The organism is Chloroflexota bacterium, from assembly GCA_016197225.1.
In the GTDB taxonomy this organism is placed as follows: Bacteria; Chloroflexota; Anaerolineae; order Anaerolineales; family VGOW01; genus VGOW01.
Map to the genome: position 1 here is coordinate 61,101 of JACPWC010000066.1, position 14,886 is coordinate 75,986.

Consider the following 14,886-nt stretch of genomic DNA (forward strand, 5'->3'; position numbering starts at 1 on the left):
AGGGCATTTTACGACCGCCGGCTTGACCACCGAACTACACGACCACTCGACCACCAGACTAACCGACCATGAAGACTCTAACCCGCATCCGCCTCGTCAACTGGCATCTGTTTGAAAACACAACCGTTACCTGCAACGGCACGACCTATCTCATCGGCGTCAACGGCGTAGGCAAGTCCACGATTCTGGATGCAGTGCAGTTTGCCCTGGTGGGCGGCCAGCGCGATGTGAAATTCAACCAGGCGGCGCTGGCCGGCGGCAAGCGCTCGCTGGCCGCTTACGTGCGCGGTGAACTTGGCACCGAGGGCCAGCGTTACTTGCGCGGCGACACGACGGGCGTGGTCGCCCTCGAATTCCGCAACCCGGACGACACCTTCTTCGTTCACGGGGCCGTCATTGACGCTTACGAAGACGGACGCGCTCCCGACGTGCTGTACTTCATTGTTCACAACGCGCAGTTGAACGACGATTGGTTCTTCAAAGCGCCCGGCCTGCTCTTCGACACTCGCGCTTTCAAACGTCACCTCGAGCACTTTGCCCTGCCGCGCCGGGCCAAGGCCGAAGTCTTTGCCCGCGTCGAAGATTACCGCTTTCACCTGCTCAACCGCCTCGGCCAGCTTCGCGAAACCTTCCCGTCGCGCATCGTCAAAGGCCTGGCCTTCACCCCGCTCACCGACATCCGCCGGTTTGTGACGGAGTATTTGCTGGATGAGAATCTGGTGGATGTGAAGACTCTGCAGGCGCAACTCGAAACGCTCCGCCACTTCGAAGGTCTGGCCGCCGACATCCGCGAGCGCATTGCCGTTCTCAATCAGATCGGCGAATTTGATCAGGAGCGGCTTGCCAACCGCCGCCGCCGCGTCACCAACGGCTACGTTCAGCGCCGCGCCCAGGCCGACGCCCACCTGGCCGATCTCAAAATGCGGCGGCTCGAACTCGACGAAGCCCGCCTGGAACTCAGCCGCGCCCGCCTCGGGCGCGATGACCTGGCCGAGCAGATCAAACGCGCCCAAACGGCTTCGGTGGAGGCGCAAGTGGCGTTGCAGACCGACACGACCGCCATTCGCGAACGCGACTTGCGAGAGAAGATTGTTACCCTCGACGCCGAACTCAAGCAGTTGCGTGAGAGCGAATCGCGCCTCACCGCCTCTCTCGCCCGCGAGGTGGACGACGCCAAAAAGTTGCGGAAACTCCTCCTCGCCGACGGTCTCCCCGTCCCGCCCGCCCTCGACGAATTCATTGCCGACCCTCAGTCCCAAATTTCCACGCGAAGCGTCCAATCCTCCATTGAAGCTCTGGGCCAGGAGTATGCCAGCCGGGAAGCCATTCTCAAGGAGCAGGTGCGCGCCCTGCGTGAAGAAGGGGAACAGCTTGAGAAAGAGATTCGGCAACTGAAGACGGGCGACCGCGAGACGAGTTACGAGACCGAAGCGCCCGAAGCCGCCCGCCTGCGCCGCCTGCTCCGCGCCGAGCTTGGGCTGGGGGCCGACGAGGTGCTCTTCCTTTGCACCGCATTGCAAGTGCCGGATGAAACGTGGCAGGACGCGGTGGAGGGCGTGCTCGGCCACAACCGCTTTACCCTGCTGGTTCCGCCAAGCCGCTACGACGAGGCTATGCGCCTCTATCGCGAGCGGCGGCACCAAGACAACCTGCACGGCGTGGGCCTGCTCGACTCGGCCCGCATCGTAAGGGCAGTTCATGAACTGCCCCAACGTGTCCGCTCCAATTCGCTGGCCGCCGAAGTTCACACCGGCCACCCGGCCGCCCGCGCCTTTGTTGACCTCGTCCTGGGCGGCTACGTGAAGTGCGACTCGCTGGAAGATTTGCGCGAGCACCGCGCCGCCGTGACTCGCGAGTGTTTCGTGCGCCGCAACTTTACGACCAGCCACCTCAACCCGCGCATCTATCACCGCTGGTTCATCGGCGAGCGCGCCCTGCCACGCCAGATCGAGCAACGCGAGGCGCGGTTGAAAGAGATCGGCGGCGAGATGGCCGGCCTGGCCGGGCAGGCGGCGGCCTTGAAGGAAAGACTCGCTCTCACTCGCGACAAGGCCCGGCCCCTGCTCGAACTCGAACACGGCTTGCCGCTTTTGGCTCGCCTGCCTGAGATCACCCGTCAGGCGCGAACACTGCGCCAAGAACTGGGACGTTTGGATCGGGCTTCGGTGGAGGCGTTGAAGGCTGAGGCGGATCGTTGCCAGCACGAACTGGACGGATTGCAGAATCAAGCCCGGGAGCTGGACCAGCACGCCGGCGGGCTTGAGGCCAGATCAAGGGCGCTGGAAACAGAGACGGTTCCCCGGTTGGAAAGTTCGGTGGAGGCGGCGAGTCAAAGCGCAAAACAGTTCCTCGAATCCGAGGCGGCCGATCCAGAAACGATCGAGGAGATCGAAAAAGAGTACAGCCGCCGCCGCGAGCGCCAGCCGCTGGAGACGGTGCTGGCCAACGCCACCCGCTACGAGGGCGACTATCAAACCGCCGAGGCCCGGAGCCGCGACCGGTTGCGCGAAGCCAAGCAGGCTTACAGCCTCAAGTACGATTTCGGCTACGACACCGACGAAGACGCGGCGCGTTACACCGCCGAGCGCGAGAAGTTCGAGAAGTCGGAACTGCCGCAGTACGAGGCGCGCATTGCCAGCCAGCGCGCCCTGGCCGAGCAGGAGTTGGTGGAGAACTTTATTCACCGCCTGCGCGAGCAGATTGACGACGCCCGCCAGCAGTTGGATTACCTGAACGCAACTTTGAAGGATTTGCGTTTCGGCGGCGAGCGGTTCGAGTTTATCACCCGCGCCTCGCCCGCCCTCAAACAAGTCCACGACATGATCGTGGACAGCCAGCAGGTGTTGGGCGACTCGCTGTTCGAGTCCGACTTCCGGCAGAAGCACCAGCAGGGCTGGGATTTGCTGTTTGAGCGGCTGACGCGCACCGACGACGAGACGGCCAGCGATCTGCGCGAGCTTCAGGACTATCGCAACTACCTTGAATACGACATCCGCATTCACTACCCCAACAGTGACCGCGCCCTGTTGAGCCAGATCAACGCCAAGAAGTCGGGCGGTGAGACGACGACGCCGTTCTACGTGGCCATGGCCGCCTCGTTCGCCCAGGCCTACCGCCTCAACCAGCCTCGCCCTTCGGACACAATCCGTCTGGCGCTCTTCGACGAAGCATTCTCGAAGATGGACACGGCCCGCACAGCCAGCGCCCTGCAATTCATGCGCGATACGGGTCTGCAGGTGCTCCTGGCGACTCCGCCCGACAAATCAGGCGCGCTCCTGGCCCACGTCGACTCGGTTCGCACCGTCGTCCGCAAAAACGGGCATTCGTTTGTGATTGAAATTGACAAGGCGGAGATGATGAAGGAGTTGGAAGGGGGATGAATTTCACTCCCTCCGCCGACGTTGCCGCCATCCTGAATGATTTGCTCGACGCTTTCGAGCGCCGCCCACCCCTCTCTCCGGTCGCGCACGCTTTGCGTGAGCGACGCGAAGCAAAGTCGAAGGAGCGACAGGAGAGGGGGGCCGGAGGAGTGAGGCGGGCCATCCGCTGCAACTTAAACGCTCTGCCTCACCTCGCTTACCACAGCCAGGCCGATCCCGCCCCGCGCCAGATTGCCAACGAACAACTTACCCGTCTTGAAGAGGCGGGCATTGTTCGATTGGCCTGGCAACCCGGCGAGACCGGCCACCTGCTGGCCGCCGTCACCCTGATCCCCGAACAAGCCGACTCTGTTTTCAACCTCCTCAAGCGCACGCCGCTGGCAACCCGCCGCGCCCGCCTGGGCGAGATTCTGTTGGGCGACCGATTCCGATTCTCCGACTGGCGGCGGCAGGCCATTGACGCCGCCATTGGCCAACTGCGCGAAGAAAAATCGCCGGCACCGTTCAGCCTCGCCGACGACGATTTCAATCGCGACCTGCTCACCGCCCTGGCCGCGCTCGACGAGGTGCGCGAGGAAACGCCCTACCGCGTCTTCAGCGTCCGCCTTTTCAACGACAGCAAACGATTTGACGAATTGATGGGCGCAGTGACGACTCTGGCCCGGCGCCACCAGGCCGAGTGGCGGGAATTGTCGAACGCGGAAATTTTGCAGGAATTGAATCTGGTCGCCAACCCCGGCCATCTTTACCTGCACGGCCCGTGGCAATTGGTGGACGAAGACGGCCAGGCGCTCTTGCTCGGCGAGTTTCAGCCGTCGGTCGGCATCCCGGCGGCGCAGGCGGCGCGTCTAAAACGCGCCTCTGTTTCGACCCCGAACGTCATCTGCGTCGAGAACCCGACTTCTTTCTACGAACTCATCCGGGGAAACCGCGATCCACTATCGGCCATTTGTCTGTGGGGCAACCCCTCGCCCGCCTGCCGCCACCTGCTCCGTTGCCTGCCCGAAGAAACGGCGCTGTTCGTTTGGGCCGACATTGACTACGGCGGCCTCAACATCCTGGCCCAGCTGCGCGAACAAGTGAACCGGGACGCTCAACCTTATCGGATGGATATTGAGACGCTCGACTCTCACTCGCGCTGGGCGCGGCCCCTCTCCTCCGCCGACGTTGCCAACCTCACCCGCCTCACCCGCCGCCCCGCCCTGGCCGACATGCGCCCCCTCATCGCCCACCTTTTACAATGTGGTTTGAAGCTGGAACAGGAAGCCATCGCCAGCGCGCCTGAAGGACACGCAACCGTTTTACCGGTTCCAAAATCCGAGTGAGTCCCAAATCTATTTTCAATCGCCAAACTTGATGCCCTGCGCCAGCGGCAATTCCTTCGACCAGTTGACAACGTTCGACTGGCGGCGCATGTAAGCCTTCCAGGCATCCGAGCCGGACTCGCGCCCGCCGCCCGTCTCCTTCTCGCCGCCGAAGCCCAGCCCGATCTCGGCCCCACTCGTGCCGATGTTGACGTTCGCCAGGCCGCAATCGGAACCGGAGACCGAAAGGAAGGTCTCGGCTGAAAGGAGGTTGGTGGTGAACATAGCCGACGACAAGCCCTGCGGCACGTCGTTGTGCATGGCAATCGCTTCGTCGAGCGAGTCGTATTCCATCAGATAAAGGATCGGCGCAAATGTCTCGTCACACACAATTGGCATTTGCTTCGGCATCTTCACCAGAGTCGGCTCGACAAACCCCGGCCCTTTGTCCGGCAGTCGTTTGCCGCCGGCGAGAATCTCGCCGCCCTGCTCTTTGGCCCGCTCCAGCGCGGCAAACATGTTGTTCACGGCGCTCTCAGTTGCCAACGGCCCCATCAACACCTCTTCGTCCATCGGGTCTCCAATCGGCACTTGCTTGTAAGCCTTCACCAGGCGGTCGGTGAGTTCCCCGGCAACGCTCTTGTGCATGATGAGGCGGCGGGTGCTGGTGCAACGCTGGCCGGCGGTGCCTACCGCCCCGAACACAATGGCGCGAGTGGCGAGCTTGAGATCGGCGTCTTCGGCGACGATGATGCCGTTGTTGCCGCCCAGTTCGAGAATGGTCCGGCCCAGCCGCCGGGCCACCGCTTCGGCCACGTGGCGGCCCGTGCGGATCGAGCCGGTGAACGAGATGAGGGGCAGGTGAGCATCGTTGATCATCCGTTCGCCAATCTCCTCGTTGCCGCCAATCACCAAATTAAAGATGCCAGCCACGCCGTGGTCGGCCATCACCCGGTTGGCAATGTGTTGCACGGCGACGGCGCACAGCGGTGTGAGAGGCGAAGGTTTCCAGATCATGGTGTCACCGCAGACGGCGGCGATGGCCGCGTTCCACGACCACACGGCGGTGGGAAAGTTGAAGGCGGTGATAATGCCGATCACGCCCAGCGGGTGCCACTGCTCGTACATACGGTGGCCGGGGCGCTCGGAGTGCGTCGTCAGGCCGTATAACATGCGCGACTGGCCCACTGCGAAATCGCAAATGTCAATCATCTCCTGCACTTCACCCAGGCCTTCGGGTTTTATCTTGCCCATCTCCAGAGTCACCAGTTCGCCGAGCGGCTCCTTGTATTCACGCAGAGCGTTGCCCAGGTCGCGCACCAGGTCGCCGCGCTTGGGGGCCGGAACCATGCGCCACGACTTGAACGAGTCGGTTGCCCGGCGGGCAACGGCGTCGTAACTGGCCGCCGTCGCCTGGATCACTTTCGCAATCGGCTCGCCGGTGGCCGGGTTGAGCGAGACAAGCTCTTTGCCGTTCGAGTCGGTCAGCCAGTCATCGGCCCCGACGCACGCGCCCGCGTTCACCTCTTTGAGTTGAAGTTTCTCCAATAAAGCTTTCATATCGTCTCCTCAGGAAATAGAACCGTTCCAAAACGGATCGTCGGAATGCAAGGCCCACTGTGCCGTGCCCATCAAAAACGAACGCGCTGTCGCCGCCGCCCGCATTGTACAACTACTTCAGGTTCATGGTCGCATACAACAATCGGGCGTCACGCCGCGGAGTCCAAATCAGGCGGTTGCTCAGCCCGTAGATATTCTCGGCGTTGAGCAGGTACAGAACTGCCGCTTCGTCATGCGCCCTCTGGACGATCTGGTGATACATCTCTTCGCGCTTGACCGGGTCAAGCTCGGTGCGGGCCGCCACGATCATCGCCGAGACTTCCTCGTTGCAGTAGGACGGCCCGGCGCCGTCGCAGGTGAAGTACGCAGTCAGAGTCCGGTCGGCGTCCAATAGCGAGTTATCGTGTGAGACAAAGATCATCGGGGCGCGGTTCTCCTTGTCGAACAAAACATCGAGGTAGTCGGAAAGCTCACGAATGTTGATTCCGACATTGAAGCCGGCATCAGCCAGTTGCCTGGCGATAACTTCGACCAGTTCCTTGTCCTTGAGCCAGCGGCCTACTTCGCTTTCCAGAAGAATCTCTCTGCCGTCGTAACCGGCTTCCTGAATCAGTTGTCGGGCTTTGCCGGGATCGTAGGGATAAGCCTTGACATTTGGATTGTAGCCAAAGTGGCCGGGGGTGAGGATTTGGCCGTCTGCCGGAACGGCGAAACCGCCGTAAAGCGAGTCGGCGATTGCATCCTTGTCCACTGCGTAGTTCATGGCCTGGCGCAGGCGCGCGTCGGCGATGGGCGAGCCGTCCCGGTTGGAAAGCAGGATCATCGGGAACTCCAGGCCGGGCGTGTGCAGGACTACCGGCGCTTGAGCGATTTGCTCCGGCAAGAGGCCGAAGACCAGGTCAACCTCGCCGGCCTGAAGGGCGGCCAGGCGGGTGGACTCTTCCAGAATCGGGCGCAGATGCACCACGTCAATCGGCGGCTTGCCGCCCCAGTAATCGGCGTTGGCTTCGATGACGATTTCCACGCCGCGATCCCACTTCACAAACTTGTAGGGGCCGGTGCCGATGGGTGTGGCGGCGAAGACTTCAGGATCGCTCTGGGCGTGCCTGGGTTCGACGATCTTCAGCCAGCACAGGCGGGCTGGCAGGATCGGGTCGGGGCTGGAGGTAAGGATGTTGATGGTGAGGCCGTCCACTTTCTCAGCGCGGACGATAGTCCCAAAGAACGAAACCTGATCCGATTTGAGTTCAGGGTCAATAATGCGGTTGACGCTGAAGACGACGGCGTCGGCATTGAACGGCTCGCCGTTGTGGAAAGTGACGCCTTCACGCAACTTGAACTGCCAGGTCGTATCGTTAATCTGCTTGTAATCCGTTGCCAGGTTCGGGACGATGTTCATGTTCTCGTCGCGAGCGAGCAGGGTTTCGTAGACGCTGTCGTTGACGGCGCGCTCGTTGTCATCCTCGGTCACCTGCGGGTCAAGCGTCGCCGGGTCATTGGCGATGGCAACAGCGATCTCGGTCGGGGCCGGGAGTTCCGTGGCTGCCGGAGCCTCGGCGGCGGGAGCGGCAGTGGCCGCTGGGAGTTCCGTAGCCACTGGCGCCTCAGTAGCAACAGGGGCTTCTGTTGTGGCGGTAGGACTGGCGCAGGCGGCAAAAATGATTACGGCCAATACCAGCAAAGCCGGCAGGGGATTGAATTTCTTCATTACAAGCTCCTCTTGAAGTTGTGATGCAATAGCACCGAATCTATTTTACAACCCGCGAACAGTATCACGGCGTTGGCGATGACTTCATTCGCGCGCTCGGCGTGTTTGAGGGGGTTGCCAATAGGTGACGAGTTCGCGCAAAGCGTCGTAAAATGAGGGGAGCGTCGCCAGGAACGCCAAAGATGCACTGCGCTTCGTGGCCTTCAACAGAGCGACGATGGCTTGCGCGACAGGGGAGGTACAATTGGCTCTGCCTGTCCAAAGAAATAAGAGTGCCGGGATCGGTAATCGAAGCCGCTCTTGCGCTTCACGAACAACAAAGCCCTGTGTCAACTTAGAGCCTATCCGAAAGACCCTTAGGGTTTCGGAAACCCTAAGGGTCTTTCGGATACACAATGAGGAAAGGAACTCATAATGGATTTTACGCTTTCTGAAGAACATTTGATGGTACAAAAGATGGTGCGGGAGTTTTGCCAGAAGGAAGTCAAACCCATCATCAAAGACGCCGACCGCCAACAAACACTGCACCCCAGCATCCTGCCGCGCCTGGCCGACTTGGGCATCCTGGGCATCTGCCTCCCGGTCAAATACGGCGGCCAGGGCTTCGACTATATTACGCTCGGCCTGGTGTGTGAAGAGCTTGAAGCGATGGACACCCACCTGCGCGTCATCATGTCGGTGCATATGGGGTTGAATAGCCTGGCCCTGTTGCAGTGGGGCACTGAAGAGCAAAAGATGAAATTCCTGAAGCCACAGGCTGAAGGGAAGAAGTACGCCATGTTCGGCCTCACCGAGCCGGGGGTGGGCAGTGACGTGGTCAACATGGCCTCGACGGCCAAACGCGACGGCGACGACTACGTTATCAACGGCGAGAAGATGTGGATTTCACTCGCCTCCAAAGCCCATCATATCCTCTGGGTGGCGCGGACGAATCCGGAACGGCCCGACCCGCACGATCAACTTTCGGCGTTCATCATCGAAACCGACCGGCCGGGAATCACGCGGGGCGACATTCACGGCAAGCTGGGGGTGCGAGCCGGCTCCACCGGCTGGGTGAATTGCCAGGACGTGCGCGTGCCGGTCGCCAACCGGCTGGGCGAGGAGGGCGAGGGATTCAAAATCGCCATGTCGTGTCTCGACAATGGCCGTTACACCGTCGGTTCCGGCGCGGTCGGCCTCATCCGGGCCTCGCTGGAAGCGAGCGTCAAGTATGCCAACGAGCGCAAGACCTTCGGCAGGGAAATTGGCAAACACCAACTCATTCAGCAAAAGATCGCCCGGATGGTGCGCGACTACGAATTTGGCCGGTTGATATACTTGAAAGTGGGTTGGATGAAGAACATGGGCCTTCGCAACACCCAAGAGACTTCCCTGCTCAAGTGGTTCGCCACCGATCAATCATTTGAAGCGGCCCACGAAGCCATTCAGGTGCATGGAGCTTACGGGTATAGCGACGAGTACGACGTGGAGCGTTACCTTCGCAACTCACGCGGGGCGATCATCTACGAAGGCACGAGCGAGATTCACCAACTCATGCAGGCCGGCTACGCGCTGGGCTACCGCAAGGATGGCGAACTGCGTTGCGAATTGCCTAAATACGACGAGAACGCCTGGCGGCTTTGATGTAGTCTGCGAGAACCAAAATCCCCGGCCATCGTGGCCGGGGATTTTTACTTGATACAGTTTAGTCTCAGCGATCTGTTGAGCCTCGTCGAACGTTGCCAGCGCACCCAAGAGAGAGGACACAGCGAACGAGCGCTGGTTCCAACACGCTAATCCCCGGCCTGAGCCACCTCCGCCGGTTTGGCCGCCGACTCCACCTCAGCCGTCACCTTGTCTTCCCACTCCAACTCTTCCTTCACCTTTTCCCAATACCATTTCTCGTGATGCGCTCGCGCGTACCACGCCGACACCTTGCCGCTGAACATCGAGAAGAATGCTTCTTTCTCTTCGGGAAAGACGGCGCCCATGTAAACGTGAATGATCAACCCGGCGACGATGGAGAAGACCGAGACCCAGTGCACCGGTTGCGCCCACTGTTTGAGGAATGGCGGGAAGACGGTGTGGAAGGTCATCACTAGGCCGCTGGCGATGATGCCCAGCGTGCCGAGAATGACGACGTACATGTACAGCTTCTGCCCAGCATTGTAAGCGTCCTGCGGCGGCAGAGGTTTGTCTTTCATAAAGCCCAGCATTTGAGGCGGCTTGACCATTAGCCACTCAATATCATCCTTGCTCAACAACAGCCGTTCTTTGCTGAAAGGGACAAAATACTTCCGGAAGCCGACGAGGATGTTGAATGCCAGGACGACAGCCCAGATGAGGCCGACGGTGTAATGGAAGCGGATGAGATTGGCCGTGCCGCCGAAGACGTTGCGGAAAAGCTCCTGCACCCAATCCGGGCTGAGGCCCAGGCGCGGCGAGGAGATGATGGCAATGCCGGTCGGCAGGAGCATCAGCCACATGCCCACGTTGAACCAGTGGGTGAGAATGTTCGCCAGTTGGTGCTTCTTGATCATTTTCGTTCGCAGGCGTTTGCGCTCGGCGAGAGGGATTGACTTGGCTGACATTGATAATACTCCGTACCGTATTTCGTATTGCGTATTCCGTGCTGTCCTTACGCAATACGAAATACGCAATACACATTACTCTTCAAACTCTTTCTCACCCTCCACCAACTGCTTGGTGAAGAAGGTGGCCTGGCCCAGGAACGAGGCGCCGATGCCGGCCAGCACCGCCGGGATGAGCAGGCTCTTCCATGACGTTTCGGCAAGTGAATAGGTGGGTTCGTGCGGCTGTACCTGCGGATCCATCACGTCGCCGTTGATGAAGTAGATGTTCGGCTCGGTGTGCGTGCCGTCGGCCAATTCGTAGTCCAGCCGCTGGATCGCCCTGGCATTCTTCAGGGCAACCGAGACTTCAGAGGCCGGGTCGTTGAAATCGCCGAACAGGCGGGCCTTGCCCACGCACGTGGTCACGCAGGCCGGTTGCTGGCCCACCTGCAAACGCTGGATACAGCCGGTGCACTTGTCCACCACGCCGCGCTCGCGATCGAGGTAGCGGGCGTTGTAAGGGCAGGCGTCCACACAGAATCCACAGCCAATGCAAGCTTCCTGATCCACCAGCACCAACCCCGTCTCTTTATCTTTGTACGTTGCGCCGCTCACGCACACCTGGGTGCAGGGCGGGTTCTCGCAGTGCATACAGTTGTAGGGCACAAACGTCCGCTCCAGGTTCGGGTACTCGCCCTTCACGCCTAAATCGCGCACCCAGATTCGGGTGTACTTCATGCCCACCTTGTTCTCGGCACTGCATGCCACCAGGCAAGCCCGGCAATCAATACAGCGGGAGACGTCAATCACAAAACCGTAACACTTTTTCTGAGCCATAGTCGTTTGTCGTTTGACGAAGGACGGAGGACGAAAGCATTCGTCATTCGTCATTTGTCATTTGCCATTCGTCATTTGTCATTTGTCATCTCTAAGCCTTTTTCACCGTCACACACGTCTGGCTAAGGGCCTGGCCGCCGCTGACGGGGTCGGTGTAGGTGACGTGCAAAACCGAGTCGCTGGCCCCGACGCCGTAAGCCGTCGTCAACCCTTTGGAGAGTTTGCCGAAGCCGGGAGTCATATAAACCGAGTCGGGGCGGATGGCCTGAGTGACCTGCAAAGCCAATTTCACACTTCCTACCTCGCTCGTCACTTCCACCAGGTCCCAATCCTTCAAACCCAACTTCTCGGCAGATTGGGCGTTCATCCACAAGCGCGGCTCGTCCTGATACTTGTGCAGATATTGATTGTTCTGGGTGCTCATCTGGGTGTGCTGGCCGACTTTGCCGGTGAGCAGGTGGAACTGGCCATCGGGCGCGGCCGGCGGCGCTTCCCACTTAGGAATGGCGGTGTACCCGGCCCCTTCCAGCGTCGAAGACTTCAGCTCGATCTTGCCACTCGGCGTATTCCACTTGTATTCCAGGCCGCCTTCTTTCTTCGGCAGTTCGATGAAGCCGTGAGTCTTGATCTCTTCCAACGTCACGCCCAGCGGCATAAGTTGCTGGCGGAGGTAGTCTTCTTCGTCCTCGTATTGGAAGAAGTCGCTCAAGCCGAGCCGCTCGCCAAGTTGCTTGAAGATCCACAGCGCCGATTTAGCTTCGCCCTGCGGCTCGACGACGGGCTGGCGCAGGAAGATGCGATTGCCAACCGGCAGAAGCGGATCGTAGCGTTCGAGGTACGAAGCTTCGGGCAGAACCACGTCGGCGAACCACGAAGTGTCGTTGAGGATCACGTCAACGGTGACGATGAAGTCCATCTTGCCCAACGCTTCGAGGGTGCGATTGCGATCGGGCAAGGACTGCACCGGGTTCTGCCGCGAGATGAACCAGCCACGCGCCTGATACGGTTTGCCTTCGAGGATCGAGTCGCGCAACTGTTGAAAGACACCCAGCTTGAGCGGCACAAACGGATATTTCCAGGGGACGCCGTCGAGGCGCAGGGCCGAGATTCGAGGATAGGGCGGCTGAGGCGGCTTGCCCAACCCGCCCCCGCCTTCGCCGGCGGCAGGCAACAACGTCACGCCCCAGTTGCCGGTGATGGCGTTCAAAATCGTAATCGCGCGCTGCGTTTGAAAAGAGTTGACGAAGTTGGACGTGCGCCAACCGTTGTGAGCCAGCGCGTAAGGCGCGGCTTCGCTGAACTCGCGGGCGATGCAGCGGATCATGTCCGCCGGAATCTCGGTGAGGGCCGCCGCCCACTCCGGCGTGTACTGCGCCACTTCGGCGGCCAACTCGTCGAAACCGACTGTGTGCTCTTCGACAAACTTTTCGTTGTAGAGTTTCTCGCCGATGATGACGTTGAGCAGGGCAAGATGAAAGGCGAGATCGGTTCCCGGTTTGATCGGAAGCCATTCAGTAGATTTGGCCGCCGTTTTTGTGTATCGCGGGTCAATGTAGATCACCTTCACCCCGCGCGCGACGGCGTCCACGAAGGCGGCGGTCTCGGAAGTGGAAATCGCCTCTGTTAAGTTACGCCCGGTGAGGATCAGATACTTGAGCTGGCTGTAATCTCGCGCCGGTTCTTCCATGCCATACGTCATCAGGTTGGCGACGATCATGGCGTTGAAGCACAGACTGCGTTGAGTGCCATAGTTGGGTGAGCCGAAGCCGTTGAGCAGATTCTCAAAGCCGACTTGCGAGAGGTTGTGGGTGGACGAGAAGATCATCGCCTCCGGGCCGTACTTGTCTTTGATCTCCTGCATCTTCGTGGCGACGATGTCGAGCGCCTCGTCCCACGAGGCGCGGCGGAACTTGCCCTCGCCGCGTTGGCCGACGCGCACCAGCGGATACAACACGCGGTCAGGGTCGTAGGTCGTCATCAGGCCCGACTGGCCGCGCGCGCAAAGGCGGCCCTGTGAGTGCGGCTGATCCGGGTTGCCTTCGAGTTTGACAACTTTGCCTTTGGCAATTTTGGCCCGCACGCCGCACCGCCACACGCACATCTCGCACAGGGTCGGGATATAGCCGTCGCCGTCGGCGTCAATTTGCCCGGCCAGGCGGGCGGCCTCGGCCACGGGCGGGGGCAGGAAGTGGCCCAACATCACCGCCCCGGCGGCGGCCCCGGAGATTTTTAGAAAGTTACGGCGAGAGATATTAGTCATAATCAATTTCTCACCACGAAGACGCTAAGGCCCAAAGGATCACGAAGAAAACTTTGTGTAACTTCGCGCCTTTGTGACTTCGTGGTGATCATGAGTTACTTGGCGAGTTTGTCCTTGCGGAACAGCCCGGCGCGATCAATGAGATAGAACAGGAGCACGGTGATGAGCGCGAACAGGACGATGAACAGATACGGGTTCAAATTCCATAGGTCGGGCATCACCACATTGCCAAGTTTAGCGAGGGCCGAGATTTGCGGAAACACTTGTTGATAGGTCAGGCCGTAGATCACTGCGCCTGTCAGGAAGCCGAGAAAACCGGGAACGATGTAGTCGAGTTTGCCTTCGCCGCCACCGGCGGCGCAAGTGCCTGGTCAGTATCCGGTGAGGGCCATGCCCACGCCGAAGATCAGCCCGCCGACCACGTTGCCCACGATGTACGTCGCTGGCACACTGGGGAAGGTGATCAGTCCGACGCCGCGCAAAACGTACAAGCCGATCATGGAGACGACCAGGGCCGTCATCATGAACTTGAGCACGGCCAGGTCGGTGAAACGAAAGACGTTCACGATCTTGGTGTACTTGGTCAGCCCGGCCTTGTTGAGCGAGAGGCCGAAAAAGGCGCCGAGCACTAAAGCGAGAATGTAGTTGGTCATAACAGCTCCTTATTCATCCGCAGATTTACACAGATTGACACAGATTGTTTTTATCTGCGGAAATCTGCGAAATCTGCGGATCAATATCTCCCTCGATAAACAATCAGCGCCGTGATGATGCCGGAGGCGAACATCCCGGCGATGAAGATGTAGGCGGCAGGCGCCAGCAACATGCCGCCGGAAATCGCCAGGCCGCTGGTGCAACCGCCGGCAATGCCCGCGCCGTATTCCAAAATGATTGCGCCGACGAAGGCCAGCGCCCAGCGCTTCCACGTTTGCGGCCCGAAGATGCGCTTCCATTGCGCGTCGGAATTGGTGCTGTCCTTCTTGCCCCACTTGAGCGTGCCGCTCGACCAAGCGCCAAGCATCCCGCCGAAGAACACGCCGACGAGCAGGATCACGCCCCAGGTGATGCCGGGCGGCATGACGAAGTTGAAGTACATGTTGTTGAAGAGATCAGGGGCAACCGCCTTGCCGATCATTCCGGCGATGTTCTCAAACGCCCCGGACGCGCCCAGCAAGCTGTTGCTCAAAGCCACGGTCAGCACCCCGACCACGCCGAGCAGTGCGCCCGCCACGTAGGGCGACCACTCTTCTTTGCGGAAATATTCAACGAGTTTGTTCATAGAATT

At 60.2% G+C, this 14,886-nt stretch carries 11 protein-coding genes; 3 read left to right on the forward strand and 8 right to left on the reverse strand.

Going from position 1 to position 14,886, the window contains the following annotated elements:
• Positions 1-68 precede the first annotated feature (68 nt).
• Both HYZ49_12345 and HYZ49_12350 read left to right on the forward strand, forming a co-directional pair.
• Positions 69-3,380 carry a hypothetical protein gene (locus HYZ49_12345; GenBank protein ID MBI3243074.1) on the forward strand — a complete coding sequence of 1,104 codons (3,312 nt, stop codon included), beginning with the start codon at positions 69-71 and terminating at the stop codon, positions 3,378-3,380.
• Positions 3,377-4,705, forward strand: coding sequence for a DUF2399 domain-containing protein (locus tag HYZ49_12350; protein ID MBI3243075.1), 1,329 nt, complete (start codon positions 3,377-3,379; stop codon positions 4,703-4,705). Before HYZ49_12345 ends, HYZ49_12350 begins: the two co-directional genes overlap by 4 nt.
• Before the next feature lie 15 nt (positions 4,706-4,720).
• On the opposite strand, the gene HYZ49_12355 is transcribed toward HYZ49_12350, so the two are convergent.
• Positions 4,721-6,244, reverse strand: a complete 1,524-nt coding sequence (locus HYZ49_12355) for an aldehyde dehydrogenase family protein (protein MBI3243076.1) — start codon at positions 6,242-6,244, stop codon at positions 4,721-4,723.
• Between the two features lie 112 nt (positions 6,245-6,356).
• A complete protein-coding gene (locus tag HYZ49_12360; protein ID MBI3243077.1) occupies positions 6,357-7,952 on the reverse strand; it encodes an ABC transporter substrate-binding protein in 1,596 nt (531 codons plus the stop codon).
• A gap of 414 nt (positions 7,953-8,366) precedes the next feature.
• Between HYZ49_12360 and HYZ49_12365 the strand changes: the two genes are divergently transcribed.
• Entirely contained in the window at positions 8,367-9,575 is a 1,209-nt protein-coding gene (locus HYZ49_12365) for an acyl-CoA dehydrogenase family protein (protein MBI3243078.1), read from the forward strand.
• A 149-nt stretch (positions 9,576-9,724) separates the two neighbouring features.
• Here the strand turns inward: HYZ49_12365 and HYZ49_12370 are convergent, their stop codons facing one another.
• From HYZ49_12370 to HYZ49_12395, 6 genes are all read right to left on the reverse strand, one after another.
• The gene (locus HYZ49_12370) at positions 9,725-10,522 is read right to left on the reverse strand and encodes a cytochrome b/b6 domain-containing protein (GenBank protein ID MBI3243079.1); all 798 of its coding nucleotides are present in this window, start codon (positions 10,520-10,522) and stop codon (positions 9,725-9,727) included.
• Between the two features lie 75 nt (positions 10,523-10,597).
• Positions 10,598-11,341 (reverse strand): 4Fe-4S dicluster domain-containing protein, encoded by a 744-nt coding sequence (locus HYZ49_12375; protein ID MBI3243080.1) that lies wholly within the window; start codon positions 11,339-11,341, stop codon positions 10,598-10,600.
• A gap of 91 nt (positions 11,342-11,432) precedes the next feature.
• Positions 11,433-13,601 carry a molybdopterin-dependent oxidoreductase gene (locus tag HYZ49_12380; GenBank protein MBI3243081.1) on the reverse strand — a complete coding sequence of 723 codons (2,169 nt, stop codon included), beginning with the start codon at positions 13,599-13,601 and terminating at the stop codon, positions 11,433-11,435.
• Between the two features lie 95 nt (positions 13,602-13,696).
• Positions 13,697-13,891: a hypothetical protein gene (locus tag HYZ49_12385; protein ID MBI3243082.1), complete on the reverse strand. Its 195-nt coding sequence runs from the start codon at positions 13,889-13,891 to the stop codon at positions 13,697-13,699.
• A gap of 81 nt (positions 13,892-13,972) precedes the next feature.
• Complete coding sequence (locus tag HYZ49_12390) at positions 13,973-14,254, reverse strand: YeeE/YedE family protein (GenBank protein MBI3243083.1); 282 nt, start codon at positions 14,252-14,254, stop codon at positions 13,973-13,975.
• An 80-nt stretch (positions 14,255-14,334) separates the two neighbouring features.
• Entirely contained in the window at positions 14,335-14,880 is a 546-nt protein-coding gene (locus HYZ49_12395) for a YeeE/YedE family protein (GenBank protein ID MBI3243084.1), read from the reverse strand.
• Between the last annotated feature and the right edge of the window lie 6 nt (positions 14,881-14,886).